The sequence below is a fragment of the Amycolatopsis sp. lyj-346 genome (genome assembly GCF_046548975.1).
Lineage (GTDB): Bacteria > Actinomycetota > Actinomycetes > Mycobacteriales > Pseudonocardiaceae > Amycolatopsis.
On record NZ_JAJPWT010000007.1, the window covers coordinates 136,880 to 160,684 of the forward strand.

The 23,805-nt window shown below is 72.4% G+C and carries 24 protein-coding genes; 7 read left to right on the top strand and 17 right to left on the bottom strand.

Features of this window, described 5'->3' with window-relative positions; all coding sequences use genetic code 11:
• Positions 1-12: 12 nt before the first annotated feature.
• From ACLJQE_RS22385 to sigJ, 8 genes are all read right to left on the bottom strand, one after another.
• Positions 13-2,133, bottom strand: a complete 2,121-nt coding sequence (locus ACLJQE_RS22385) for an MMPL family transporter (RefSeq protein ID WP_410641264.1) — start codon at positions 2,131-2,133, stop codon at positions 13-15.
• Positions 2,134-2,308: 175 nt separating this feature from the next.
• On the bottom strand, positions 2,309-2,557 hold the full coding sequence (locus ACLJQE_RS22390) for a hypothetical protein (RefSeq protein ID WP_410641265.1): 249 nt from the start codon (positions 2,555-2,557) through the stop codon (positions 2,309-2,311).
• Positions 2,554-2,895, bottom strand: a complete 342-nt coding sequence (locus ACLJQE_RS22395) for an ArsR/SmtB family transcription factor (RefSeq protein WP_410641266.1) — start codon at positions 2,893-2,895, stop codon at positions 2,554-2,556. The genes ACLJQE_RS22390 and ACLJQE_RS22395 overlap by 4 nt, the downstream gene beginning before the upstream one ends.
• Before the next feature lie 55 nt (positions 2,896-2,950).
• The gene (locus tag ACLJQE_RS22400; RefSeq protein WP_410641267.1) at positions 2,951-3,688 is read right to left on the bottom strand and encodes a Long-chain-fatty-acid--CoA ligase; all 738 of its coding nucleotides are present in this window, start codon (positions 3,686-3,688) and stop codon (positions 2,951-2,953) included.
• 52 nt (positions 3,689-3,740) lie between these two features.
• Positions 3,741-4,460 (bottom strand): DUF2786 domain-containing protein, encoded by a 720-nt coding sequence (locus tag ACLJQE_RS22405; RefSeq protein ID WP_410641268.1) that lies wholly within the window; start codon positions 4,458-4,460, stop codon positions 3,741-3,743.
• 183 nt (positions 4,461-4,643) lie between these two features.
• On the bottom strand, positions 4,644-5,189 hold the full coding sequence (locus tag ACLJQE_RS22410) for a TetR/AcrR family transcriptional regulator (RefSeq protein WP_410641269.1): 546 nt from the start codon (positions 5,187-5,189) through the stop codon (positions 4,644-4,646).
• Positions 5,168-5,965: an SGNH/GDSL hydrolase family protein gene (locus ACLJQE_RS22415; RefSeq protein ID WP_410641270.1), complete on the bottom strand. Its 798-nt coding sequence runs from the start codon at positions 5,963-5,965 to the stop codon at positions 5,168-5,170. The genes ACLJQE_RS22410 and ACLJQE_RS22415 overlap by 22 nt, the downstream gene beginning before the upstream one ends.
• A gap of 76 nt (positions 5,966-6,041) precedes the next feature.
• The gene (gene sigJ, locus ACLJQE_RS22420) at positions 6,042-6,899 is read right to left on the bottom strand and encodes an RNA polymerase sigma factor SigJ (RefSeq protein ID WP_410641271.1); all 858 of its coding nucleotides are present in this window, start codon (positions 6,897-6,899) and stop codon (positions 6,042-6,044) included.
• Between the two features lie 101 nt (positions 6,900-7,000).
• Here sigJ and ACLJQE_RS22425 point away from each other — a divergent pair, with 101 nt between their 5' ends.
• Complete coding sequence (locus tag ACLJQE_RS22425) at positions 7,001-7,975, top strand: NAD(P)H-dependent oxidoreductase (RefSeq protein ID WP_410641272.1); 975 nt, start codon at positions 7,001-7,003, stop codon at positions 7,973-7,975.
• A 4-nt stretch (positions 7,976-7,979) separates the two neighbouring features.
• Here ACLJQE_RS22425 and ACLJQE_RS22430 read toward each other — a convergent pair whose 3' ends face one another.
• Complete coding sequence (locus ACLJQE_RS22430) at positions 7,980-9,368, bottom strand: M20 family metallopeptidase (RefSeq protein WP_410641273.1); 1,389 nt, start codon at positions 9,366-9,368, stop codon at positions 7,980-7,982.
• Positions 9,369-9,422: 54 nt separating this feature from the next.
• Here ACLJQE_RS22430 and ACLJQE_RS22435 point away from each other — a divergent pair, with 54 nt between their 5' ends.
• Positions 9,423-10,106 (top strand): MOSC domain-containing protein, encoded by a 684-nt coding sequence (locus tag ACLJQE_RS22435; protein ID WP_410641274.1) that lies wholly within the window; start codon positions 9,423-9,425, stop codon positions 10,104-10,106.
• Entirely contained in the window at positions 10,096-10,692 is a 597-nt protein-coding gene (locus ACLJQE_RS22440) for a TetR/AcrR family transcriptional regulator (protein ID WP_410641275.1), read from the top strand. The genes ACLJQE_RS22435 and ACLJQE_RS22440 overlap by 11 nt, the downstream gene beginning before the upstream one ends.
• A gap of 65 nt (positions 10,693-10,757) precedes the next feature.
• Here ACLJQE_RS22440 and ACLJQE_RS22445 read toward each other — a convergent pair whose 3' ends face one another.
• Together ACLJQE_RS22445 and ACLJQE_RS22450 are read right to left on the bottom strand one after the other, a co-directional pair.
• Positions 10,758-12,323 (bottom strand): beta-N-acetylhexosaminidase, encoded by a 1,566-nt coding sequence (locus ACLJQE_RS22445; protein WP_410641276.1) that lies wholly within the window; start codon positions 12,321-12,323, stop codon positions 10,758-10,760.
• Positions 12,324-12,388: 65 nt separating this feature from the next.
• Positions 12,389-14,260: a propionyl-CoA synthetase gene (locus ACLJQE_RS22450; protein ID WP_410641519.1), complete on the bottom strand. Its 1,872-nt coding sequence runs from the start codon at positions 14,258-14,260 to the stop codon at positions 12,389-12,391.
• 184 nt (positions 14,261-14,444) lie between these two features.
• Here ACLJQE_RS22450 and ACLJQE_RS22455 point away from each other — a divergent pair, with 184 nt between their 5' ends.
• Positions 14,445-16,202 (top strand): serine/threonine-protein kinase, encoded by a 1,758-nt coding sequence (locus ACLJQE_RS22455; RefSeq protein ID WP_410641277.1) that lies wholly within the window; start codon positions 14,445-14,447, stop codon positions 16,200-16,202.
• Here the strand turns inward: ACLJQE_RS22455 and ACLJQE_RS22460 are convergent.
• Positions 16,199-16,768, bottom strand: a complete 570-nt coding sequence (locus ACLJQE_RS22460; protein WP_410641278.1) for a class I SAM-dependent methyltransferase — start codon at positions 16,766-16,768, stop codon at positions 16,199-16,201. The two genes, ACLJQE_RS22455 and ACLJQE_RS22460, sit on opposite strands and share 4 nt — an antisense overlap.
• Positions 16,769-16,844: 76 nt before the next feature.
• Between ACLJQE_RS22460 and ACLJQE_RS22465 the strand changes: the two genes are divergently transcribed.
• Positions 16,845-17,558 (top strand): AraC family transcriptional regulator, encoded by a 714-nt coding sequence (locus tag ACLJQE_RS22465; RefSeq protein WP_410641520.1) that lies wholly within the window; start codon positions 16,845-16,847, stop codon positions 17,556-17,558.
• Here the strand turns inward: ACLJQE_RS22465 and ACLJQE_RS22470 are convergent.
• Positions 17,543-17,809, bottom strand: a complete 267-nt coding sequence (locus tag ACLJQE_RS22470) for a hypothetical protein (RefSeq protein ID WP_410641279.1) — start codon at positions 17,807-17,809, stop codon at positions 17,543-17,545. The two genes, ACLJQE_RS22465 and ACLJQE_RS22470, sit on opposite strands and share 16 nt — an antisense overlap.
• A 23-nt stretch (positions 17,810-17,832) precedes the next feature.
• On the bottom strand, positions 17,833-19,401 hold the full coding sequence (locus ACLJQE_RS22475; RefSeq protein WP_410641280.1) for a dolichyl-phosphate-mannose--protein mannosyltransferase: 1,569 nt from the start codon (positions 19,399-19,401) through the stop codon (positions 17,833-17,835).
• Between the two features lie 67 nt (positions 19,402-19,468).
• On the opposite strand from ACLJQE_RS22475, the gene rsmI reads away from it, so the two are divergent.
• Positions 19,469-20,305, top strand: coding sequence for a 16S rRNA (cytidine(1402)-2'-O)-methyltransferase (gene rsmI / locus ACLJQE_RS22480; RefSeq protein ID WP_410641281.1), 837 nt, complete (start codon positions 19,469-19,471; stop codon positions 20,303-20,305).
• Here rsmI and ACLJQE_RS22485 read toward each other — a convergent pair.
• The gene (locus ACLJQE_RS22485; protein WP_410641282.1) at positions 20,298-20,837 is read right to left on the bottom strand and encodes a QsdR family transcriptional regulator; all 540 of its coding nucleotides are present in this window, start codon (positions 20,835-20,837) and stop codon (positions 20,298-20,300) included. The two genes, rsmI and ACLJQE_RS22485, sit on opposite strands and share 8 nt — an antisense overlap.
• Positions 20,838-20,886: 49 nt before the next feature.
• Between ACLJQE_RS22485 and ACLJQE_RS22490 the strand changes: the two genes are divergently transcribed.
• A complete protein-coding gene (locus ACLJQE_RS22490) occupies positions 20,887-21,843 on the top strand; it encodes a quinone oxidoreductase family protein (RefSeq protein ID WP_410641283.1) in 957 nt (318 codons plus the stop codon).
• 39 nt (positions 21,844-21,882) lie between these two features.
• Here the strand turns inward: ACLJQE_RS22490 and ACLJQE_RS22495 are convergent, their stop codons facing one another.
• Both ACLJQE_RS22495 and ACLJQE_RS22500 read right to left on the bottom strand, forming a co-directional pair.
• The gene (locus ACLJQE_RS22495) at positions 21,883-23,130 is read right to left on the bottom strand and encodes an aminodeoxychorismate synthase component I (RefSeq protein ID WP_410641284.1); all 1,248 of its coding nucleotides are present in this window, start codon (positions 23,128-23,130) and stop codon (positions 21,883-21,885) included.
• Between the two features lie 19 nt (positions 23,131-23,149).
• Entirely contained in the window at positions 23,150-23,764 is a 615-nt protein-coding gene (locus ACLJQE_RS22500) for a glycoside hydrolase family 25 protein (RefSeq protein ID WP_410641285.1), read from the bottom strand.
• Positions 23,765-23,805 lie beyond the last annotated feature (41 nt).

Consider the following 23,805-nt stretch of genomic DNA (forward strand, 5'->3'; position numbering starts at 1 on the left):
GAAGAAGATCTATCAGGACAAGTGAAGAGTTCTGGATGGATCCTTAAGGGTTTCTACAGTGTGGGCGCGCCAAAGGCGGTCGCCGAACACCGCCAGCGCCGCGGGCAGCAGGACACCCCGGACGATCGTCGCGTCGAGCAGGATCGCGAACGCCATGCCGAGGCCGAGCATCTTGTACTCGATCGCGGCGAGGCTGAGGAAGACGCTGAACACCCCGGTCATGATCAGCGCGGCGCTGGTCACCACGCCGGAACTGCGCGCGGTGCCCTCGACGATCGCCTGCCGGGCCGGCACGCCGGACAACCGCCGTTCGCGGATCCGGCTGAGGATGAACACGTGGTAGTCGGTGCTCAGGCCGAACAGCAGCACGAAGAGGAACATCGGCAGCCAGCCGAGCACCCCGCCGTAGGGCGTGAAACCCAGCAGTGGCGCGAGAAAGCCGCCCTGGAACACGAGGGTGAGCACGCCGTAGGCCGCGCCGGCCGAGAGCAGGTTGAGCACGATCGACACCACCGGCACCGCGACCGACCGGAACACCACGAGCAGCAGCACGAACGCGAGCAGCAGGATGAACCCGAAGGTGTACGGCGCCCGGGCGAGGACCTGCGTAGTGAAGTCGTGCGCTTCGGCGGTCCGGCCCGTCACCGCGTAGCCGGCTCCGTCGACCCGCCCGATCGTTTGCGGCAACAGGGTTTCGCGCAACGTCGTGAGCGCGCGGCTCGCCGCTTCGTCGTTGCCGGTCCCGCCGAGCGGGACCCGGACGACGAGCGCCTGGTCCACCGGGACGACCACGGCCGGGCGCGGTAGTTCCGCGGTGAGCTCCGCGATCGCCCGGCGCAGCGCCGGCGAGTCGACCGGGCCGCCACGGGTGTTCCAGAGGACGACGTGCGCCGGCATCGTGACGCCGGGAAACGCTTCCTCCACGCGCACGGCCGCGTCGATCACCGGGATGCTGCGCGGCAGGCTCTCGGTCGGCACCGGGTCCTGCAGCCGCATGCCCAGCGCGGGCAGCGTGAGCAGCACGAGCAGCGCGGCGGCGAGCCCGCTCCACAACGCGGGCCGCCGCGTGACGGCGGTCGCCACGGCGGCCCAGAACCGGGAACGGGTCCGGCGCCGTCCCAGCCACGGGACGCGGCCGCGGTCGACGCGCGTGCCGAGCAGGGAGAGCGTCGCGGGCAGCACCGTCACCGCGGCGAGCACGGCCAAGCCGACGACGAGGATCGTGCCCGCGGTCAGGCCGCGGAGGTTGTCGAGGCCGGTGAACAGCAGGCCGGTCACGCACAGCACGACGGTCAGCCCCGACACGACGATCACGTGCCCCGACGTCCGCGCCGCGATCCGGAGGGACTCGTCGACGCCGTGGGCGCGTTCTTCACGGGCCCGGCGCAGGAAGAACAGCGAATAGTCGACGCCGACGGCCATGCCGATCAGCAGCGTGATCGCGGAAGTCGCGCTGTTGACCGGGATCCAGTTGTCCACAACGGACAGGAAGCCGAAGGTCGCGAACACCGCGGTGCCCGCCAGCAGGACCGGGACGGCGGCCGCGACCAGCGAACCGAACACGACCAGCAGGATCAGCACGGTGATCGGCAGCGACCGGGCTTCCGACCGCCCGATGTCCTCCTTGATGCTCTTGTCGACCGCACCGGACACGCTGAGGTCGCCGGCCTGGGCCAGCCGGACGTCCGCGTGCCGGGCGGCGACCGCCTCGACCGCCGCCGTCGCCGTCGCCAGGCGCGGCCGGAGTTCGGCGCCGGTACCGGTGAGCCGGAAGGTGACCAGTTCCGATCGGCCGTCGGCGGAGACCTGGGAGCGGATGTCCGCCGCCGCGCCCGACGTCGTCAACGTGGTCACGAGGTCCGCCGTGGCGGCTGGGGACAAAGGTTGGACCAGGACGTTCTCCCAGAAGGGTTCGCGGGTGTGCTGGCGGTCGAGGACGGCCGAGCCGGTGCCGGCGTCGCCGGCGGGGCTGGATCGCGCGTCGGTGCCGGGGACGAACGTGCCGAGGGCCCAGGCCAGCGCGACGAGCGCCAGCCAGCCGAGGATCGCGGCGGCGCGGTGCCGCAGCGACCAGTTCGTGACGCGTTCGACCACCGGCCCCCGCCGGTGAGCCGGGGTGCCTGCAGGCAGCATGAACTAAGGTCCTTCCCTGAAGGAGTGATCCGATGAGAGCTCGCCCTCGGGCGAGGTGGTTGCTTCTTCTCCTGGGCCGCCGAGTTGCCGCTCGGCGGTCCAGGGTCTCAGCTGCGTTTCGGGGGTTCCGGGTGGCGGAGCCCCCGGCCCGGGGCGGAGCCCCGGTTGTCACAGCTCAGTCGACCTCCTTGAGCACGCGTTCGATGGACCGCAGCCGGTCCTGGACGTCCTGCAGCCGCCGTTCGGTTTCTTCCTGCGTCCGGACGGCTTTCTCGGCCAGCGAGCGGTATTCGTGCTCCCGCGCCAGCTTCGCCTTGGCGCGCCAGGTCGAGGCCAGCTGCACGATCGCGATCGAGAGCACGACGGTGATCAGGACGAAGATCCCGACGACGCCGATGATCTCCTGCCACTGGTGCCAGTTCATGTCCGTCCCTCCTCGCCGTCCCCCTGGACGGACTCCGGTGTGGTCAGCGTGGGCGCGGCGGCCGCGATCGCCTCCGGCGTCAGCACGACGGCGAACGCGGTGAGCTCGTAGAACCGCAGCGTCTTGCCGTCCTCGCCGACCTCGAAGCTGGCGGTGACCAGGCCGGCGGTTTCGAGCTTGCGCAGGTGGACCTGCAGCAGCGCGCGGCTGATCCGCAGCTCGCGGGCCAGCTTGCTGACGTAGGTGCGTTCGGCGTGCAGGGCCGCGACGATCCGCAGCCGGTGCGGGTTGCCGAGGGCGCCCAGCTGCCGCAGGAGCTCGTCACCCGTCGTCCACATGCCAACAAAAGTTAGCAGGTGGATGGCGGCGTGGCCATCGGGGTGATCCCCGAGCTCACATCGGGTGTTCCAGCCACACGTTCGGTTCGACGTACGTCGCCGTGTCGTAGGTGGTCGAGGCGTGGACGGGGGCGATGCCGCCCGGGATGAAGTTCTCGCCGTCCTGGAGCTTCACGCCCGTCCAGTCGTGCCAGTCGGCCAGGGAACCCGACAGCGTCACCGCGAACGGGCAGACCTTCACCACGCGGGCGCCCAGGCGCTCGTGGGTGCGCAGCCAGCGGTCGGCCAGGAGGCCGTCGGGACGGCGGCGGGCCGCGTACTCCGGCATCGGGACCGACGGTTCGGCCTCCTTGCCGATCGGGCGGACCGAGACGATCAGCTTGCGCAGGCCCGTTTCCGCCGCCCGTGCCTTCAACGCCTTCAGCATCGGGGCCGACAGGCCGGTGCCCCGCAGGTGCGGGGCGATCACGACTTCCAGTGCGCACAACGCGTTCGGCGCGCGGCCGTCCATGACGTCGTGGGCCGCCCACTCGATCGCCTGGTCCCAGCCGTGGTCCGGCAGTTCCGGGCGGTCCGGTGCCGGGTACGCCAGCGGGACCGACAGGGCGCGGGCCATCGGCGTGCCGTCGTCGTCCAGTGCGATCAGGAAGTACCGCGCCCAGAGGCGCCGGAACCGCTCGCCGGTGATCATCCGGCCGCTGGTGCCCTGGTAGATGAACTGGCCGCCGACGTCGCCGAGGCTCAGTGCGGCGTCGAGGAGGTCGGGGCGGCCGGCAAGATCGACAACGCGCATGCGCTCATCGAAGCGGAACCGATCACCGCTTCGACAGCGGCAACCGGGCGACTCAGCGCAGGGCTTTCCGGCGGCGGGTCAGCGTGGCCGGGTCGAGGTTCGCCCGGGCGCCGGCGTCGTGGCCGTCGAGGTAGCCGCTGCCGGACAGCCGCCGGGGCGAGGCGGCGCGCAGGTCGCCGTACTCGGTGTCGAACGCGTGCTGGACCAGCTGGGCGCGGTCGCGGACCACCAGTTCCGCCGAGCGCGCGCCGGCCATCGCCGTGCGGACGGCTTCCTGTTCGGCGTGGGATAACCGTTCGTGGACCGCGCGGGCGAAGCCGTGCAGCCACGTGCGCCGGTACGCGGCCAGGGATTCGCCGGGGAAGAAACCACCCGGCCGGACGCGGGTCAGCTGCGTGCTCGCCTGCAGCAGCAGGCTGGTGAACAGCAGTTCCACCCGGCCGAGGTCGGAGCGGAACCCGAAGACCGTGACGCTCTCGACCTTCTGGCCGAGGCGGTGCAGCAGCGTCCGGCAGCGCAGCGGGTACGCGACCGAGGTGAGCAGGCTCGCCTTGTCCCGGCTGTACGGGTCGTCCATCGGGATCTTCAGCGTGCCGATCTCGTCGGAGCGCGCTCCCGAGTCGGCGAGCATCGCCTGGTCGATGCCGTACCGCGCGACGAGCTCGGCGGCCTTCTCGTTGTACGCCTCGGCTTCCGCCTCGGTGACCGCCGGGTCTTCGGCCTTGGCCAGCAGCTTGCGGATGCGCTCGAGCTGCGGGTCTGACTCGGTCATGCGGAGAGGGTATTCGACCAGGTGTTCGGACGCGGGGACCGGGTCGGCGTGTCGCCCCAGCGCCCCAAGGTGGCCTTCGGTGCGTTGGACGCACCCAATGTGGCCTTCGGTGCGTTGGACGCACCCAATGTGGCCTTGGGGCGCTGGGGCCGGGGCGAAGCGTTAGCGAAGCGGGGCGGAGCGTTAGCGGAGGTAGGCGTCGAGCGTGACGGCCAGCGCTGCTTCGGGGGACGGTGCGAAGCTGGCTCCGGCCAGGCCGCCCCACAGCCACAGCTGGGCGAGGCCGTGCAGGGCCGCCCACAGTGACGCGGCGACCAGCCGCGGGTCGGCGCGGTGGTCGCCGGCCGCCGTGACCAGTGCCGCGAACTCGTCGAACACCGCGCTGGACGCCGCCGCGAGCGCCGGTTCGTCCGGGTCGATCAGGTCGCGGCGGAACATCAGCTCGAACATCGCCGGGTTCTGCAGCGCGAAGTCGACGTAGCTGTGGCACGCCGCCGTGAGACGCTCGCGCGGGCCGCCCTCCGGCAGGCGCGCGCGGCGGTCCAGGAGCTCGGCGAACCCCTGGGTGGCCACGGCCGAGAGGAGCTCGGCGCGGCCCGAGAAGTGCCGCAGCGGCGCGCCGTGCGAAACGCCGGCCGCCTTGGCGATCCCGCGCAGGGTGACGGCGCCGACGCCGTCGAGGGCGAGGAGTTCCGACGCCGTCGTGATCAGGCGTTGCCGGGTGCCCACGCCTCGTCCAGTGCCATCGGGAGCAGGTCGGGGCGCTTGGGGAAGAAGCCGTCGCCGGGCTGGCGGCCGATCAGCCGGTTGCGCGTGCGGGTCACCGCGACCGGCAGGACCTCGCGCAGCAGCCACTGCAGGTCGGCACGCCGGCTGCCGGGCGCGGCGGGGCCGGGCAGCGGCGCGAGCCAGGCGGGGTCGTGGTCGAGGCCGAGCCGGGCGAGGACGTAGGCGGCGAGCCGGCGGTGGCCGTGCGCGGACAGGTGGAGCCGGTCGGCGCCGAAGTAGCGTGAATCGGCGGCGGCCTGGTCCGGCCACAGGTCGATGAGCTGCGCCCCGTAGCTGACGGACGCTTCGCGGATGGCTTCGTTGAGCGCGACGATCCGCGGCCGCATCCGGCTGCCCAGCGGCATCCGCCGTGAGACGTCGCTGAGCGTGAAGGTGACGACGACGGGCGAAATTTCGGTGCAGGCGCGGATGGCGGCGTCGACCCGCCGGGCGACCGTGCGCGCGTCCCAGCCCCGGCTCATGACGTCGTTGCCGCCGCCGAAGAGGGCGACCAGGTCGGGTGCCAGCCGGGTGGCCGCCGGAAGCTGCTCGGGCACGATCTGGTCGAGCCGCCGCCCGCGGACGGCGAGGTTGGCGTACCGGAAACCAGGCGTGTCCTCCGCCAGCCGGGCGGCGACGAAGTCGGCCCAGCCGCGGTAGTGGCGCTGATCCGGGTACGGGTCGTCGAGGCCTTCGGCGCAGCTGTCGCCGAGGACGACGAAACGGTGGTAGCTCATCCCGATCTCCGTAACCCGTGGTTCACCTTGCAGACACTGTCTATCAAACTTGTGTAGACGGTGTCTACTTCGGGGTTCACCCGAGCCAGGGGCGGAGCTTGTCCGGGTTCCGGACGGCCCAGATGTGCGTGATCCGGTCGTCCGCGACGGCGAACGCGTACACGGCAGCGAGCTCGTCCCCGCGACGCAGCACCAGACCGGGGAGACCGTTGACCAGGCGCTCCTCGAACGTCAGCGCGCCGAAGGCGGCGAGCTCGGCCACGTACCGGGCGACGAGCTCGCCGCCTTCGATCGGCGCGATCGTGGCGCGGACCCGGCCGCCGCCGTCCGCGGTCAACGTCGCGTCCGGGTCGAGGAGCCCGATCAAGGCGCCGATGTCGCCGGCGGCCCAGGCTTCCTTGAAGTCCCGCACCAGCCCGGCCTGCCGGGCGGCCGGGGCCGCGGGCCGGGCGGCGCGGATCCGGCGGCGGGCCGCGGAGGCCAGTTCCCGGCACGCCGCCGGGGTCCGGCCGGTGATCTCGGCGACTTCGGCGAAGGCGTACCCGAAGACGTCGTGCAGGACGAGGGCGACCCGCTGCGCCGGGGTCATCGCTTCGAGCGTGACGAGGAAGGCCATGCTCACCGACTCGTCCAGGGTGATCCGGTCGGCCGGGTCGGGCTGGTCCGGCAGCGGCTCGGGCAGCCATTCGCCCACGTACCGCTCGCGGCGCACCCGCGCCGAGCCCAGGACGTCCAGGCAGATGCGGCCGGCCACCGTGGTCAGCCAGGCGCCGGGCGAGGAGATCGCCTCCTGCTGCGCCGGCGACAGGGCGTACCACCGGGCGTAGGTCTCCTGGACGGCGTCCTCGGCTTCGGTCAGCGAGCCGAGCAGCCGGTAGGCGAGGTTGACCAGGTGACGTCGTTCGGCGACGACCGGTTCCGCTGGCGTTGTCATGTCTCCTCCGACGGCACAGCCTGCCGGAACGTCAGGGCCTGACATTCCCGCGGGCTGCTTCGTCGTACTGCTCGAAGGCAACCGAACAGGGGAGAACGACGATGAAGATCGGAATCGTGCTCGGCAGCACCCGCCCGGGCCGCGTCGGAGACCAGGTGGCCCGCTGGGTCCACGAGCGGGCCGCGCGCCGGGGTGACGCCGGGTTCCGGCTGATCGACCTGCGCGACCACCCGCTGCCCCACCTCGAGGAGCCGCCGGGCTTCTCAGGGCAGTACCAGGACGAGCGCACCCGCGCCTTCGCCGCCGTCATCGCGTCGTGCGACGGGTTCGTCTTCGTCACGCCGGAGTACAACCACTCCGTTCCCGGCGTGCTCAAGAACGCCATGGACCACGTCCACGTCGAATGGAACACCAAGGCGGCCGGCTTCGTCTCGTACGGCGGCGTGGGCGGCGCCCGCTCGGTCGAGCAGCTGCGGCTCGTCTGCGGGGCGCTGCAGCTCGCCGACGTGTCCCCGCAGGTCACGCTCCCGCTGGCGACGGAGTTCGAGAACCGCACGGTCTTCGCGCCGGGCGAGCACCAGCTCGCCGCCCTGGACACGCTGCTCGACCACGTCGTCGCCTGGAGCGCCGCCATGGCGCCGCTGCGGGGCGGGGCGGCGGAAGCCGCGATCCGGGGCCGGCTCGACGAGGTCATCGACGCGTTGCGGGCCAAGGACCTCGACGCGCTGCGGCGGGTCTACGCGCCGGACGTCGTGTCCTTCGACGTCGAACCGCCGCTGCAGCACGTCGGGGTCGACGCGAAGCTGGAGAACTGGACGAGGGTGTTCACCATCTTCGAGAAGGTGGACTACGAGCTGCGCGACCTGACCGTCGCCGTCAGCGCGGGCCTGGCCGTCGGCCACGGCTTCGGCCGGGTCAGCGGCACGCTGCCGACCGGGGAGGCCGTGACCGGCATGTGGGTCCGGGCCACCTTCGTCTTCCGGTACGTGGGCGACGAGTGGGTGATCGCCCACGACCAGGCGTCCGTGCCGTTCGACATGGCGACCGGCCGGGGCGTGGCGGACCTCGAGCCGTGACGTCTCAGCCGCCCGGGTGCTCCCGGTGAACCGGCGGCGCCGACCCGAGTGCGTCGAACAGCGCCGTGGCGAGCACCAGGCCCTCCCGGGCGACGGGGGCGAGCAGGTGCTCGTCCGGCGCGTGTTGACGGCAGCCCGGATACGAGTGCGGCAGCCACAGCGTCGCCAGCCCGAGGACGTCGGTGAAGACGTGGTTCGGCAGGCCGCCGCCGAAGTTCGGCAGCAGCGCGACCGGGCGGTCCGCGACGGCGTTCAGCGTGGCCAGTGCCCAGCTCACCCACGGGTCGCCGACCGGGGTGCGGCTGGCCCGGAAACTGGCTTCGGTGCGCACCGACACCATCGGAAATCCTTGTGCGGCAAGGTGTTTCCGGATGGCGGGCGCGATGCCGTCGACGTCCGTTCCCGCCACGTACCGCAGCTGCAGCACCGCTCGCGCGCGGCCGGGGATGGCGTTGACCGGGCGGTCGACGTCCGCCGCGCCGAGCGAGAGCACTTCCAGGGTGTTCCAGCCGTAGAGGCGCTCGGCGGGCGTCAGCCGCGGGTCGCCCCACGTCTCGTCGAGGTCCGGGTCGCCGGGCGCCGTCCCGACGACGACGTCCGCCAAGGCCGCGCGCACGGACTCCGGCAGCTCGGGCGGCAGCAGTTCCGGGGCCTGGACGCGGCCGTGGCCGTCGACCAGGCCGGCGATCGCGCCGGCCAGCGTCGTGGCCGGGTTGCGCAGGATGCCGCCCCAGTTGCCGGAGTGGTGGCCGCCCGGTCGCAGGTCGACGTCCAGGTCGATCCGGACGCCGCCGCGCGCGCCGAGGAACAACGTCGGTGTCGCCGCGTCGAGGCGCGGGCCGTCGGAGGCGATCAGGACGTCCGCCGCCAGCAGTTCCCGCTCCTGCGCGGCGAACTCCCCGAGCCCCGGGGAACCGATCTCCTCGCCGGTCTCGAACAGGAACTTGAGGTTGAAGCCCAGCCGCCCGCGCTCGGCCAGCACCAGCCGCAACGCGGTCAGGTTGATCAGGTGCTGGCCCTTGTTGTCCGCGGTGCCGCGGCCGTACCAGCGATCGCCGTCCGCGGTCAGCGTCCACGGATCCCGGCCTTTGCCCCACGGCCCGGCTTCCCCGACGACGTCGGCGTGGCCGTAGCAGAGCAACGTCGGCAGCTCGGCCGACTCGGTGCGGACGCCGACGAGGAACGGGCCGCCCGCCGGATCGGGGTTGGCGTGCTGGGTGACTTCGCAGCCGAGCACGGTCAGCGCCGGTGTCAGGACCTCGTCGAGGTACGCCTGGATCGCGGCGCGGCCTTCGGGGGCGTCGCTGACCGTGGGGTAGGCGACCAGCCCGGCCAGTTCGGCGAAGAGGGCGCCGGAGTCGACGTGGGCGCGGGCCTTGCCGGGCAGTTCCATGCCCGCCAGCCTAAAGGCGGCGAAGTATACGAACGGTCGTGCTATCTTCGGTCCATGAACGTCGACGGCGTGTTTGTGGGGGAACCGAGCGTCCTGGGGTACCGGCGGGACCGGCCGGTGCTGAGCGCGATCACGAAGGCGCGGGTCACCGCACCGGAGCTGACCCTGACCGAGCTGAACCTCGACGGTGACCGGCAGGCCGACCTCACCGTGCACGGCGGGGTCGACAAAGCGGTCTACGTCTACCCGGCCGAGCACTACCCGGCCTGGGCGGCCGACGGCCTCGACGCCGGGCCGGGCGGCTTCGGCGAGAACGTCTCGCTGACCGGCGCCACCGAGGACGACGTCCGGATCGGGGACGTCTGGGCCTGGGGTGACGCGCTGGTCCAGGTCTCGCAGCCGCGGCAGCCGTGCTTCAAGCTGGCGATGAAGACCGGCCGCAAGGACGTCACGCCGCTGATGATCGACAGCGGGCGCAGCGGCTGGTACCTGCGCGTGCTGCGGCCCGGCACGGTCCCGGCTGCCGGCCCGATCGAGCTGGCCGAGCGCGCGAACGGCCCGACGATCACCGAGGTGCACCTGGTCTCCTTCGCCAACTACGGGCAGCTGCCGGAAGACCAGGTCGAAGCGGCGCTGGACCTCGCCGACCGCGTGCTGGCCACGCCGGCGCTCTCGGCGTCCTGCCGCGACGGCGTCCAGTCCACTGTGGACCGCTGGCGGGCGCGGCGTGCCGGGTGACGGCCGGATCGCCCGCGGCGACGCGACCCGGCGCCTGGTGCTGCGCCGGGCCGTGGACGTCGCTTCGGTCGACGGACTGGCGGGTCTGTCCCTCGGCCGGCTGGCCAGCGAGCTGGAGCTGAGCAAGAGCGGGGTGTTCGCGCTGTTCGGCTCCAAGGAGGAACTGCAGCTCGCGACGATCGACGCCGCGTTGGAGATCTTCCGTTCGCACGTCGTGACGCCGGCGCGGGCGGTGGCGCCCGGCCTGCCGCGGCTGCGTGCGGTGTGCGAGAAGTGGCTGGACTACTCGGAACGGCGGGTGTTCCCGGGCGGGTGCTTCTTCTTCAACGTGGGCGCGGAGTTCGACGCGCGCCCGGGCCGGGTGCACGACGCGGTGGCGGCGGCGAGCGGCTCGTTCGCCGCCTTCCTGCGGGAAACCGCGGCGGAGGCGGTCGCGCTCGGGCACCTCGGCGCGGACGCCGAGGTGCTGGCGTTCGAGCTCCACGCGCTGGGCCGCGCGGCCAACGCCGACGCCGTCCTCGACGGCGGGACCCGGCCCTACGCACTCGCCCGGCGGGCGATCCGGGCACGGCTCGGCGCAGCGTGACCCTGGGCTGAGGTCGTGAGTGATAAGGCGGGTTAGAACCCGCCTTATCACTCACGACCGGGCGCTCACTTCCAGTCGACCTGCGGGGAGCGGTAGAAGCCGATGCCCTGCGCCACCCAGCGCGGAGCCTGCTTCGCCAGCCGTGCGCGGTAGGCGTCCCAGTTGTGCGTCGACCGCGGGGACCAGCCGATCTCCGCGATGCCCGGCAGCCGCGGGAACGCCATGTACTCGATGTCGTCGCTGGTCCGGATCGTCTCGGTCCACAACGGCGCTTCGACACCCGCAATCCGGTCTTCGCCGACGCCGTCGACCAGCGTCGCGGGGTCCCAGTCGTAGCCGTCCTTGACCTCGATGAGCGCGGCCCAGTCCTGGCCGAGCGGCGTCTGCGGGTTGTACTTCATGTCCAGGTAGGCGTGGTTCGCCGGCGACATGAGGATCTTGTTGCCGCGCGCCGCGGCCGCCGCGACGTCCGGGTCGGCCCCGCCGAAGCCCCAGTACTGCGGGACCGCCGACACCGGCGGGACCGACTTGGCGATCTCGTGCCAGCCGGTGACCTTCTTGCCGTACTTGGCGACGATCGGCTGCACCTTCCGCTCGAAGGCGAGGTAGTCCGCGGGCGGCGTCGAGTGCGCTTCGTCGCCGCCGATGTGCAGGTACTCCCCGGGGGTGAGGGCCGCCAGTTCGCGCACGACGTCCTCGACGAACCGGTAGGTGATCGGCGAGGAGATGCACAGCGAGCTGTAGCCGACCTCGATGTCCGTGCGCGGCGGGACGGCCTTCCCGTCACAGTTCAGTTCCGCGTACGTCGACTGCGCCGCGTTCGTGTGGCCCGGCATGTCGATCTCCGGGATCACCGTGATGTGCCGGGAAGCCGCGTACGCGACGAGGTCCCGGTACTGCGCCTGCGTGTAGTAGCCGCCCGGGTCGCCGCCGACCGCGGTCCGCCCGCCGACCGTCGCCAGCTTCGGCCAGCTCTTGATCTCGATCCGCCAGCCCTGGTCGTCGGCCAGGTGCAGGTGCAGCGTGTTGACCTTGTACTGGACGATCTGGTCGATGTACCGCTTCACCTGGTCGGGCGTGAAGAAGTGCCGGGCGACGTCGAGCATCGCGCTGCGTTCGGCGAAGCGCGGGTAGTCGAGGATCGTGCCGCCGGCGACGGTCCACGTCCGGTGCTGGACGCGCTTCGCCTCGATCGCCGACGGCAGCAGCTGCCGCAGCGACTGCACGCCTTCGAAGAGCCCGTCCGGGGTGTTGGCGTTCAACGTGACGCCGTCGCGGGCGACCTTCAGCTCGTAACCCTCGGTGCCGATCCGCGGGTCGTGGCCCAGCTTCAGCGAGATCGACGGCAGGCCGGCGGCGTGCGGCACGACCGGCAGCGGGTAGCCGGTGGCCGGGCGGAGCAGGCCGCGCAGGTAGCCCGCGACCTGGCCGGCCCCGCGGCCGGCGGCGATCACGGTGCGCGGCGTGAGCCGGAAGCCGTCGCGAGGCTCGGCCTTCGCGGAGACGGGCGCCGGGACGACGTCGGTCACGCTCCGTTCGGGGGTGGCCGGGGCGGCCGCGGCGGAAGCGGGCAGGCCGGCGGCCGTGAGACTCACGACGGCTGCGGTCAGGACGGCTCTGGACAAGCGCATCGAAGCACCTCCGGTGGGGACTCCCTGGCAAAGGTACAGACCAGCCGGAGTATTTGGAACAGCTCTTAACGAAGAGCGGACCGGATGGCCTCCAGGACACTCGGGTCCTCGATGGTGGAGGGCACCGCCTCGTCGCGGCCGTCGGCGATCGCGCGCATCGTCTTGCGGAGGATCTTCCCCGACCGCGTCTTCGGCAGTGCGTCCACAATGGACACGTCGCGGAACGCGGCGACCGGGCCGATGTCCCGCCGGACCATCGCCACGAGTTCGTCCCGCAGCCGGGTGGCGTCGATGTCCGCGCCCGCCTTCAGCACCACGAACCCCCGCGGCAGCTGGCCCTTGAGCTGGTCGGCCACGCCGATCACGGCGCACTCGGCGACCGCCGGGTGCGCGGCCAGTACCGCCTCCATCGACCCGGTGGACAGCCGGTGCCCGGCGACGTTGATGACGTCGTCGGTCCGGCCCATGACGAACAGGTAGCCGTCTTCGTCGAAGTAACCGGAGTCGCCGGTCAGGTAGTGGCCTTCGTAGCGCGAGAGGTAGGCCTCGCGGTACCGCTCGTCGGCATCCCAGAGCGTCGGCAGCGCGCCCGGCGGCAGCGGCAGCTTCACCGTGATGGCGCCTTCGTGCCCGGCGGGCAGCTCCTCGCCCGCCTGGTCGAGGATCCGGACGTCCCAGCCGGGGACGGGCTTGGTCGCGGACCCCGGCTTGACGTCCATCGGCTCCAGGCCACGCGGGTTCGCGGCGATCGGCCAGCCGGTCTCGGTCTGCCACCAGTGGTCGACGACCGGCACCCCGAGCTTCCCGTGCGCCCAGTGGTAGGTCTCCGGGTCGAGCCGCTCGCCGGCCATGAACAACGTCCGGAACTGCTTCAGCTCGTACTTCGCCAGCTCGCGGGCCTCCGGGTCGGCCTTCTTGACGGCCCGCAGCGCGGTCGGCGCGGTGAACAGCGCCTGGACGCCGTGCTCGGCGATGACCCGCCAGAACGCGCCCGCGTCGGGCGTGCCGACGGGCTTGCCTTCGTACATGACTGTCGTCGCTCCGACGAGCAGCGGCGCGTACACGATGTAGGAGTGCCCGACGACCCAGCCGACGTCGGACGCCGTCCACCAGACGTCACCGGCGTGGACGTCGTAGACGGCCTCCATCGAATAGGCGAGCGCGACGGCGTGGCCGCCGGTGTCGCGCACGACGCCCTTCGGTTTCCCGGTCGTCCCGGACGTGTAGAGGATGTACAGCGGATCGGTCGCCGCGACCGGCACCGGATCGGCCGGGGCGGCGCCCACCGCCAGCTCCCGCCAGTCGAGGTCGCGTCCGGTCAGCACGGCCGGCGCCTGCTCGCGCTGCAGCACGACGACGTGGTCGGGCTGGTGCTCGGTCATCGCGAGCGCGGCTTCGATGATCGGCTGGTACTCGACCACCCGCGTCGGCTCGATGCCGCAGGACGCGGCCAGGATGAGCTTGGGTTTCGCGTCCTCGATCCGCGCGGCCAGCTCCTTCGGCGCGAACCCGCCGAAGACCACCGAGTGCACGGCCCCGATCCGCGCGCAGGCCAGCATGGCGATCGCGGCCTCCGGGACCATCGGCAGGTAGACGATCACCCGGTCACCCTTGGTGACGCCGAGCGAGCTCAAGGCGCCGGCGAAGCGCGCGACCGTGTCCCGCAGCTCCTCGTACGTGTAACTGCGTTGCCGTCCGGTCACGGGAGAGTCCCAGATCAGCGCGGCCTGGCCGCCGCGGCCGGCCTCGACGTGGCGGTCGAGCGCGTTGTACGAGGTGTTCAGCTCGGCGTCCGGGAACCACCGGTAGAAGGGCGGGTTCGCGTCGTCCAGCGCCCGCTCCGGCGCTCTGGTCCAGCTGATCGACTGGGCCGCGGCCAGCCAGAACGCGTCCCGCTCGGCCAGGCTGAGCCGGTAGGCTTCGGAGTACGCGCCCATGCTCCGCTCCTTCGCGTCGGACATTCCGCCGATCCCCATCATGGCGCGGGAGCGGCGGGCGCGCCGGATTCCCCGCGGAAAGACCCGGCAACCTCACGGAGCCCGGGAGCGTCCTAAGCTGGACCGCGGGAAAACGCCGCGTGACGGCCACGAAGTGAACACGGACAGTGAGGGGAGCCCGGCGGTGAACGGACTCGCGAGCGCGTTGCTCTCGCTAGCCCATTCCTTGTTCGGCCCGGGTTTCTGCCCCGGCGAATGGGTTTGGGCCACGAGTGCGGCCGGCGCGCTCGTCGCGCTGTTTCCGCCGATCGGCGCGGTTGCCGTGTCGATCATCCGGAAGGGCACGGGCAACCGGTACGACGCCACGACGCTGTCGGTGTTCGGCGCGATCGGCCTGTTCAGCGCCCTGGTGATGCCGTGGCTGCTGTCGAACGGCGTGTCGGGGGTCTACCGGGCGGCGTTCGCGGGCGAGAAGACCGGCCTGAGCGGGCAGGAACTGAGCTCGCTCGGCAGCGAGGGCGGCTGCTGGGTGGGCAGCCAGAAGGACTACCTGGGCGGCGGCCAGACCGTCTACGACGTGCTGTTCGCCAAGAACGGCAGTGACCTCCCGTTCTTCGTCTACCTGCTGGCCTTCGCCGTGCTGGGCGCGGGCTCGCTGTTCTTCGTGATCCTGCAGGGCCGCACGGCCTTCCGCCGCGGCCCGAAGTGGCCGTCGCGGTTCTTCTGGATCCCGTTCGCCGCGATGCTCGTGTTCAGCGTCGGCATGGAGGCGAACACCGCGCTGCACTTCTTGCTGGGCTTCCTGCCGTTCAGCGTGCTGGGCCTGATCCCGGTCGCGATGGTCGGCCCGCCGCCGTGGTCGGTGATCAACCGGCCCGACCGGCCGGACGAGCCGCCGCGCCGCCAGCAGGAGCCGCCGTCGCAGGTCCAGCCGCGCCCGACCCCGCCGCCTCCGCCGCCGCCCCCGGCGAACCGGCCGTACCCGAAGACGGCGCTGGCCGCCGCGCCCGAGCCGCCGTCCCCGCCGGGCGGCGCACTGGCCGCGGCGCCGGGCCCGGTCCCGCCGCCGCCCGGTTCCCGCAACGCCGGCGGCAGCCGCTACCGCCGCGTCAAGCAGCTCGGCGCGGGTGGCTTCGGCACGGTCTGGCAGGCCGTCGACACCCAGCTGAACCGCACGGTCGCGCTGAAGATCGCGCACGCGCCGGACCGCGACACGGCCGAGCGCATGCAGCGCGAGGCCCGTGCGCTGGCCGTGGTCAGCCACCCGAACTGCGTCAAGGTGTACGACCTGGCCGAGGAGCCGGACGGCCTGGCGCTGGTGATGGAGTACCTCGAGGGCCGTCCGCTGGCCGAGCTGGTCGACGGCCAGGGTCCCCTCGACGACGTCGCGGCGGGCCGCCTGTGGGCGACGATGGCGGGCGCGCTGGCGGCGGCCCACGAGAAGGGCGTCCTGCACCGCGACATCAAGCCGTCGAACATCGTCCTCGACCGGAGCGGCCTGGCCCACCTGATCGACTTCGGCATCGCCCGCAGCCAGGGCGACTCGAAGATGACGGCAACGGGGATGATGATCGGCACGCCCGACTTCGTGGCCCCGGAGCAGGCGATGGGCGCGGCCGCCTCCCCGGCGTCGGACGCCTGGCAGCTGGCGGCGACGATCAGTTACGCGCTGTCCGGCCAGCCGCCACGCGGAACCCGCGAGACACCGATGGCGGCGTTGATGGCGGCGGCCCGGGCCGAGCCGGTCTCGCGGTTGCCGCAGCGCAGCGCCCACGCCCGCCTGCTGGCGGCTTCCCTTGACCCGGAACCACGGCGGCGTCCGACGTTGAACGCGGTCCGGCGCGAGGTGGAGGGCTGGTTGTCCCGGGCGGGCAAGTCCGCGGACGGCCCGGTGACGCGCGTGGTGCCGCGGCAGCCGGGGACCGGGCTGCCCCGCCGCTAGCCGGGCTTGATCGCCGAGAAGGTCACGATCTCCTTGGGCCGTGCCTTCACCTCGACCTGCTCGAAGCCGGCTTTCGTCAGCCGGCCCGGCAGTGTCGACGCGTCGACGACGTTCATCGTGTCGCCGATGTGCAGCAGCCGGAACCGGAAGCTGAGCTGGCTGTCCGTGCCGCAGAACCGGCCGCCCGGGCGGAGCACCCTGGCGGCCTCGGCGAAGATCGCGTCCTGCAACGCCGCCGTCGGGACGTGGTGCAGCATCGTGAAGCAGACCACCGCCGAGAAGCGCCCGGCCTCGAACGGCATCTCCGCGCCGCTGCCCTGCACGACGTCGGCGCGGTCGCCGAACTTCGCGCGCAGCAGCTCGGTCGAGGCCGGGTCGATCTCCAGGACCGTCAGCTTCGGCACCACGTCGAGCAGCACCTTCGTCGTCGCGCCGAAGCCGGGGCCGACCTCGAGGACGTCGTCGCCGAGGTCGTGGCGGGCCAGCCACGGCGTCAGGCGCTCTTCGACCGTGTCCGCCCACTTGGCGGAGCTGCAGATCTTGCGGTGGATGAGGTTCATCGGCATGCGTCCGACGCTATGGCGACGCGGGGGTGACCGGTAGCCGATACGCTGCCAACCAATGTCGCAAAACGGACAGGCCATGCTGCTCGGCGCCTTCGACCTGCCCGCGGGCACCTGGTTCCCGTGGCACGAGCACCCGGCGCACCAGCTGGTCTGGTCGGCCCGCGGCGTCGTCGCGGTCAAGGCGGGCGACGCCGGCTGGGTGCTGCCGCCGACGCGGGCCCTGTGGATGCCCGCCGGCGTCCGGCACCGCACCGGCGCGCTCGGGCGGGCGGCACTGCGGGGCATCTACGCCGACCCGGCGCGGTCGCCGGTTTCGTGGCCGGAGCCGCGGCTGGTCGCCGTCCGGCCGCTGCTGCGGGAGCTCCTGGAGTACCTGACCGGCGACGGGGTGGCGCCCGCGGCCCGGCTGCGTGCCGAAGCCGTGGCCTTCGACCTGCTGGAACCCCTGGACGTGGTGCCGATCGTGGTGCCGTCACCCTCCGACCCCCGCGCCCTCGACGTCGCGACGGCGGTGCTCGCGAACCCGGCGGACCCCCGCACCCTCGCCGAGTTCGGGAGGGACGTCGGGGCCGCGGAACGCACCCTCGCGCGGATCTTCGTCCGCGAGTGCCGCATGCCGTTCGGGACCTGGCGCACCCAGGTCCGGCTGCGGGCGGCCCTGCCCCTGCTGGCCCAGGCAACACCGCTGGAGACGGTGGCCTACCGCATCGGCTACAGCTCGGCGAGCGCGTTCGTGGCGGCCTTCCGCCGGGCGGTCGGCATCACGCCGCGCGCCTACTTCTCGAGCTGACCCCCGCCCGGCCGCCCCCACCCCAACCGCCCCAATGTGGCCTTGGTTGCGTTCAACGCACCGAAGGCCACATTGGGTGCGTTGGGCGCACCGAAGGCCACATTGGGTGCGTTGGGCGCACCGAAGGCCACATTGGGTGCGTTGGGCGCACCGAAGGCCACATTGGGTGCGTTGGGCGCACCGAAGGCCACATTGGGTGCGTTGAGCGCATCGAAGGCCACATTGGGTGCGTTGGACGCACCGAAGGCCACCTTGGGGCGCTTTCGCGGGCTGACTATCGCCAGGACGGCAGCCAGCGCTCGGCCTCCCACTGGCCGTTGGTGATCGCGATGCCGTTCAGGATCGGCCACAGCCAGGCGAAGTTCGCCACCACCAGCCCGACGTACAGCGACACGACCAGCAGGCCCGTGCCGCGTCTCTCGAAGCCACGCCGGGCGCTGCCCAGGATCTGACCCAGGCACAACGTCAGCCCCAGCACCAGGAACGCCGCCAGCGGGGTGGCGTAGAAGAAGTACATCTGGCGGTCGAGGTTGGTGAACCAGAAGGCGTACCCGCCGAGGTAGCCCACCAGCACGGCCGCGTAGCGCCAGTCCGCGCGGAAGATCGAGCGCCACGCCGCCCAGCCGAGCATCGGGATCGCCAGCCACCACATGGCCGGGGTGCCGATCAGCATCGTCGCGCTGATGCAGCGGGCCTCGCCGCAGCCGGTGACTTCGCCGTTGTAGCTGTACAGCATCGGGCGCAGCCCCATCGGCCACGTCCACGGCTTCGACTCCCACGGGTGCGGGCTGTCCTTGGGCGTCACCAGGGTTTCGTGGAAGTGCAGGACGTTCGCCGTGTAGTCGCCGAGCGAACGCAGCGCCGGCGGCATCCACGCCCAGGAGCCCGGGTCGATGTCCTTGATCTCGGTGTAGTGCCGGTCGGTGGCGGTTTCGCTGGCGAACCAGGCCCAGTACGCGGCGAAGTACATCAGGAACGGGATGATCAGGATGGCCCACAGCGCGGGCAGCACGTCCCGGCGGATGGTGCCCAGCCAGGGCCGTTCGACGCCGGCCGCGCGCCGCGCCGCGACGTCGAAGAACACGGTCAGCAGCCCGAACGCGACGATGTAGTACAGCGCCGACCACTTGACGCCGAAGGTGAGCCCGATCATCAGCCCGGCCGCGAACCGCCACCAGCGGAAGCCGAGCTTGGGGCCCCAGACGGACTCGTTGACCCAGCCTTCGCGGACCGCCGTCGCGAGCCGCTCGCGCACCTGGTCGCGGTCGGCGAGCACGCAGGCGAACGCGGCGAGCACGAACAGCGCGATGAAGATGTCGAGCATGCCCATGCGCGACTGCAGGTGCAGGACGCCGTCGCTGATCACCAGGATGCCCGCGATGGCGCCGAGCAGCGTCGAGCGGGTCAGGCGGCGGGCGATGCGGATGGTCAGCAGCACCATCAGCGTGCCGGCCAGCGCGGGCATGATGCGCCAGCCCCAGCCGTTGTAGCCCAGCAGCCATTCGCCGATCGCGATCAGCTGCTTCGCCAGCGGCGGGTGGACGACCAGCTCGTAGCCGTAGTTGTCCTCGTAACCGCCGTTGCGCAGCACCTGCCACGCCTGCGGCACGTAGTGCTTCTCGTCGAAGACGGGGCTGCCCTTGTCGGTCGGCACGCCGAGGTTCTGCAGGCGGACGATGCCGCCGATCACGGTCAGCACCAGGGTGACGACCCAGCCGCGGAGCCGGTCCGCCGGCATGCCACGGCCGAGCAGGGTCAGCTCGCGGTCGGTGGGCGGCCGGAGCGCCTCGACCGGGTCCGGCCGGACGCTTTCGTCGTCGGGACGGGTCAGCACGGCGGTCACGGGGCGATCCTACGGGCGGGACGGGGCGTGCGTCGTCCGGATCCGCTGATCAGCCTAGGCTGGCGGGGTGACTCAGGGTCGTCTCATCCTCGCCGCCACCCCGCTCGGCGACGTCCGCGACGCTTCCCCGCGCCTGGCGGCGGCGCTGGCCGAAGCGGACGTGGTCGCGGCCGAGGACACGCGCCGGTTCCGGTCGCTGGCGACGGCGCTGGGCGTGACCCCGCGCGGCCGGGTGGTGAGCTTCTACGAAGACGTCGAGGCGGCGCGCCTGCCGAAGCTGCTCGAAGCGCTGCACGCGGGCGAGACGGTGGTCCTGGTGACCGACGCCGGCATGCCGAGCGTGTCCGACCCGGGCTTCCGCCTGGTGGCGGCGTGCGTGGCGGAGGACCTGCCGGTGACGTGCCTGCCGGGCCCGTCCGCGGTGACGACGGCCCTCGCGTTGTCCGGTCTGCCGTGTGACCGGTTCTGCTTCGAGGGCTTCGCCCCGCGCAAGCCGGGCGAGCGCACGCGCTGGCTGACGGCGTTGCGCGACGAGCCCCGGACGGCGGTGTTCTTCGAGTCCCCGCACCGCCTCGGCGCACTGCTGGCCGACGCGGTGTCCGTGCTGGGCGGTTCCCGGCAGGCGGCGGTGTGCCGGGAGCTGACGAAGACGTACGAAGAGGTGAAGCGGGGTCCGCTTTCGGAGCTGGCTTCGTGGGCTGCGGAGGGCGTGCGCGGGGAGATCACGGTGGTGCTGTCCGGGGCGTCGCCGAGGCAGGTTTCGGTGGCGGACCTGGTGGCCGAAGTGGCGGACCGCGTGGCCGCCGGCGAGCGGCTGAAGTCCGCGGCGGCGGAGGTCGCCGAGGCGACCGGCGTGTCCAAAAAGGAGCTTTACGACGCCGTGCTGGCGGCGCGGGTCAAGTGAGCAACGCGGTCACCGCGGCGTGCGCCTTCGCCGCGTCCGGCGCATCCCCGGTGATCACGTCCGTGTACACGAACGACTCGCCGATCCGCACCAGCAGGTAGGCCAGGTCCGGCACCGGCAACGGCGGCACCAGCCGCCCGGCGGAAACCTCGCCCGCCAGCAGTGACTCCAGCTTCGCCGTCGTCCGCTGCTGGCAAACGCTTGCGCGCGTGGTCAGCAGGCGCAAGGCCCGCTCCGGCTCGCGTCTCAAGAAGTCCCGGAACGGCGGCGACTCGTTCGCGAACCGGACGTACCCGCTCACGAAGTCCGCGATCCCGGCGGCCCCGCGTCCGGCGCAGGACGGCCACAGCCGGGCGATCGAAGCCGAGGACAGCGACCACAGGATCTCGCCCAGCAGCAGGTCGCGGGACCCGACCCGGCGGTGCAGCGTCGCCCGGCTGATCGACAGCGCCTCCGCCAGTTCACCCATGTCCACCCGGCGGCCGGCCAGGAACCACTCGCGGGCCACGTCGAACGCAGCGGTGTGAGACATATGCCAGAATGTCTCACATCGAGTGGCCGACAGCGAGAGGGACAGCGACATGCGCGCAGTGCAGGTGACCGAGTTCGGCGGGCCCGAGGTGCTCACCCCCGTCGAGCTGCCCGATCCGGTGGCCGGGCCCGGCGAGGTCCTCATCGACGTCGACCGCGTGGGCGTGAACTACGCCGATACCCACCAGGCGGAGAACTCCTACCTGGCGCCGAGCAAACTGCCGCTCGTCCCCGGCGGTGAAGTCGTGGGCACCCACGACGGCAAGCGCGTCGTCGCCTTGCTCAACGGCGGCGGCGGGTACGCCGAGAAAGCCGTCGCCCCGGCGGCCACGACCTTCCCCGTTCCCGACGGCATCGACGACCTCACCGCGCTGTCCATGCTGGTCCAGGGCGCGACCGCCTGGGTGCTGCTCCGCCGGAACGCCCACCTCGAGCCGGGCGAGTCGGTCGTCGTGCACGCCGCGGCCGGCGGGGTCGGGACCATTGCCGTGCAGCTCGCCAAGGCGTGGGGCGCGGGCCGCGTCATCGCCACCGCGAGCAGCGACGAGAAGCGCGCGCTCGCCCTCGAGCTCGGTGCCGACGTCGCCATCGACTCCCGCGCCGAGGACATGACCGCCGCGCTCGTCGAGGCGAACAACGGCCGGCGCGTCGACGTCGTGCTCGACATGGTCGGCGGGACCACCACCGACCAGAGCATCGCCGCGCTCGCGCCGTTCGGGCGGCTGGCGTTCTACGGCATGGCCGGGCGGGAGAGCCCGAAGCCGGTCGAGCTGCGCAACGTCCTCGGCCACAGCACCACCATCAGCGGCATGTGGCTGCCGCACGTCTTCCGGCTGCCGGGCAACGTCTTCGGGACCGCCCTCACCGAGCTGTTCGACCTGGTACTGGCGGGCGAGCTCAAGGCGGTCCCGGGCGGCGAGTACGGGCTGTCGGACGCCCGCAGCGCGCACGAAGCCCTGCGCTCCCGCAAGACCGTCGGCAAGCTGCTGCTCAACCCCGGCAAGTAGCGCTCCTGAGTGGCCAGGAGGGAAGACCCGCCTGGCCGCTCACGACGGGGTGGCCAGGAGGTGTTCGAGGGGTGCCGCCTTGTGGAGGCACTCCTGCCACTCCGCCTCCGGGTCCGAATCCGCCGTGATGCCGCCGCCGACGCCCAGTGCGATCGTGCCGCCGTCGATCTCGAACGTCCGGATCGCGACGTTCAGCTCCAGCCCCGCCACCGGCGACAGCAGCCCGATCGCGCCGGTGTACACCCCGCGGCCGCGGCTCTCCAGCGCGGCGATCAGGTCCAGCGCGCGGATCTTCGGCGCGCCCGTCACCGACCCCGGCGGGAACGTCGCGGCCAGCAGGTCCGCGTCCGACACCCGAGGCCGCAACACCCCGGTCACCGTCGAGTCCAGGTGCCACACCCCCGGCGCCGGGCGGACCTCCAGCAGCGACGGCACCGTCACCGAGCCCACTTCGCACACCCGGCCGAGGTCGTTGCGCACCAGGTCGGTGATCATCACGTTCTCCGCGACGTCCTTCGTGGACTGACGCAGCAGCGCGGCGTTCCCGTCGTCCTCCGGCCCGCGGCGGGGGAGCGTCCCCTTGATCGGCGTCGACCGCACCGAACGCCCGTGGCGGGCGAGGAACAGCTCCGGCGAGAACGACACCACCGACCCCCACGGGCCGGACAGGAAGGCCGCGCGCCGTGGCGCCAGGCGGGACACACCCGCCGCGAACAGGGCCTCGGGCGAGCCGGTGAACGACCCGGTGAAGCGGCCGCAGATGTTGGCCTGGAACAGCTCGCCCGCTTCGATCGCGTGCACGCACGCCTTCACCGCGTCCCGGTGCTCCGACGGCAGCGGACGCCGCAGCGGCCCCGCCGTCCACGAAAGCGGCGAAGGCGGACCGGCCAGCAGCGATTCCATTGTGGACATCGAGGGACCGGCACCGTCGAGGGACTCCAGGTAGCAGGTGCCCGAGGCGGACCAGCGCAGCACGTGGTCCGCCCAGCCCCACGCGGACGCGGGCAGCGCACCCCGCCGGTGCGAGGGGTCGGCCAGGTCGTAGGCCAGGTACCCGAACCAGCCGCCGCCGATCACGCCCGGTTCGGCGTCGGCCTGCGCGGTGAGCGCCGGAAAGGCGCCCGGCGACACGTGCAGCGATGGCGCGATCACGGCCTGGGCGGAAAACCACTCACCGGACAGCATCGCGGGCGGCGGCAGCCCCCGCGAAGCGGCGTGGTGCGCCAGCACCGAAAGCGCGCGGGCCGGCGTCACGTCCGTCCGGAGTGGCCTGCTCGTCACGCGCATGGCGACATACCACCACACGTCAGAGCAGCAGGTCGCCCAATGTGAACGGGTACACGACGGCGTTCTGCTCCACCGGCGCCGCGATGCCGGGGACGTCCGGGGCGTACGCGTGCTGGTGCACCCCGAGCCGCGAGTGGAACCAGCCCGCCCGCCCGGGGATGCCGTTGTGCCGGACCAGCCACAGCACGACTTCGCTGTCGGCCCAGCGGTCCGGGTGCAGGCGGTGCTGCCAGCAGTCGTGGTCGGCGTAGACCAGCACCCGCTCGATGCGCGCCGCGTGCCGGACGTGCTTGATCCACGCCTTGACGAACCGGTCGTCGACGCTCGGTGCCGCCACCTCCAGCGCCGGCGCCAGCGACCCCGGGGCGAACGCGCCGAGCCGGCTCGCCGTCCGCACGAAGAAGTCCGCCTGGTCGTGCACCGCGCCGGGCCGGGCGTAGTGCCGCCCGCCGGCGTGCAGCCCGGCTTCCTGCGCGCCGGCCAGGTTGCGCTCCGCGGCGGGGTTGCTCCAGTTGACGTTCTCGCTGATCGTCACCGACACGAACCGCGTCTGCGCGGCGCGCACGGCCTGCCAGTCGGCCACGTGCTCGCGGTGCGACAGCGAGATGCCGAGCTCACTCTCCGGCTCTGTCACGGTCCCGCCCCCGGCGCGTCGGTGGAGAGCACACCATACGT

Coding starts and splice junctions, on each gene's coding strand:
- ACLJQE_RS22385 (WP_410641264.1), bottom strand. CDS start 2,133: ATGCTGCCTGCAGGCACCCCGGCTCACCGGCGGGGGCCGGTGGTCGAA.
- ACLJQE_RS22390 (WP_410641265.1), bottom strand. CDS start 2,557: ATGAACTGGCACCAGTGGCAGGAGATCATCGGCGTCGTCGGGATCTTC.
- ACLJQE_RS22395 (WP_410641266.1), bottom strand. CDS start 2,895: ATGTGGACGACGGGTGACGAGCTCCTGCGGCAGCTGGGCGCCCTCGGC.
- ACLJQE_RS22400 (WP_410641267.1), bottom strand. CDS start 3,688: ATGCGCGTTGTCGATCTTGCCGGCCGCCCCGACCTCCTCGACGCCGCA.
- ACLJQE_RS22405 (WP_410641268.1), bottom strand. CDS start 4,460: ATGACCGAGTCAGACCCGCAGCTCGAGCGCATCCGCAAGCTGCTGGCC.
- ACLJQE_RS22415 (WP_410641270.1), bottom strand. CDS start 5,965: ATGAGCTACCACCGTTTCGTCGTCCTCGGCGACAGCTGCGCCGAAGGC.
- sigJ (WP_410641271.1), bottom strand. CDS start 6,899: ATGACAACGCCAGCGGAACCGGTCGTCGCCGAACGACGTCACCTGGTC.
- ACLJQE_RS22425 (WP_410641272.1), top strand. CDS start 7,001: ATGAAGATCGGAATCGTGCTCGGCAGCACCCGCCCGGGCCGCGTCGGA.
- ACLJQE_RS22430 (WP_410641273.1), bottom strand. CDS start 9,368: ATGGAACTGCCCGGCAAGGCCCGCGCCCACGTCGACTCCGGCGCCCTC.
- ACLJQE_RS22435 (WP_410641274.1), top strand. CDS start 9,423: ATGAACGTCGACGGCGTGTTTGTGGGGGAACCGAGCGTCCTGGGGTAC.
- ACLJQE_RS22445 (WP_410641276.1), bottom strand. CDS start 12,323: ATGCGCTTGTCCAGAGCCGTCCTGACCGCAGCCGTCGTGAGTCTCACG.
- ACLJQE_RS22450 (WP_410641519.1), bottom strand. CDS start 14,260: ATGGGCGCGTACTCCGAAGCCTACCGGCTCAGCCTGGCCGAGCGGGAC.
- ACLJQE_RS22460 (WP_410641278.1), bottom strand. CDS start 16,768: ATGCCGATGAACCTCATCCACCGCAAGATCTGCAGCTCCGCCAAGTGG.
- ACLJQE_RS22465 (WP_410641520.1), top strand. CDS start 16,845: ATGCTGCTCGGCGCCTTCGACCTGCCCGCGGGCACCTGGTTCCCGTGG.
- ACLJQE_RS22485 (WP_410641282.1), bottom strand. CDS start 20,837: ATGTCTCACACCGCTGCGTTCGACGTGGCCCGCGAGTGGTTCCTGGCC.
- ACLJQE_RS22490 (WP_410641283.1), top strand. CDS start 20,887: ATGCGCGCAGTGCAGGTGACCGAGTTCGGCGGGCCCGAGGTGCTCACC.
- ACLJQE_RS22495 (WP_410641284.1), bottom strand. CDS start 23,130: ATGCGCGTGACGAGCAGGCCACTCCGGACGGACGTGACGCCGGCCCGC.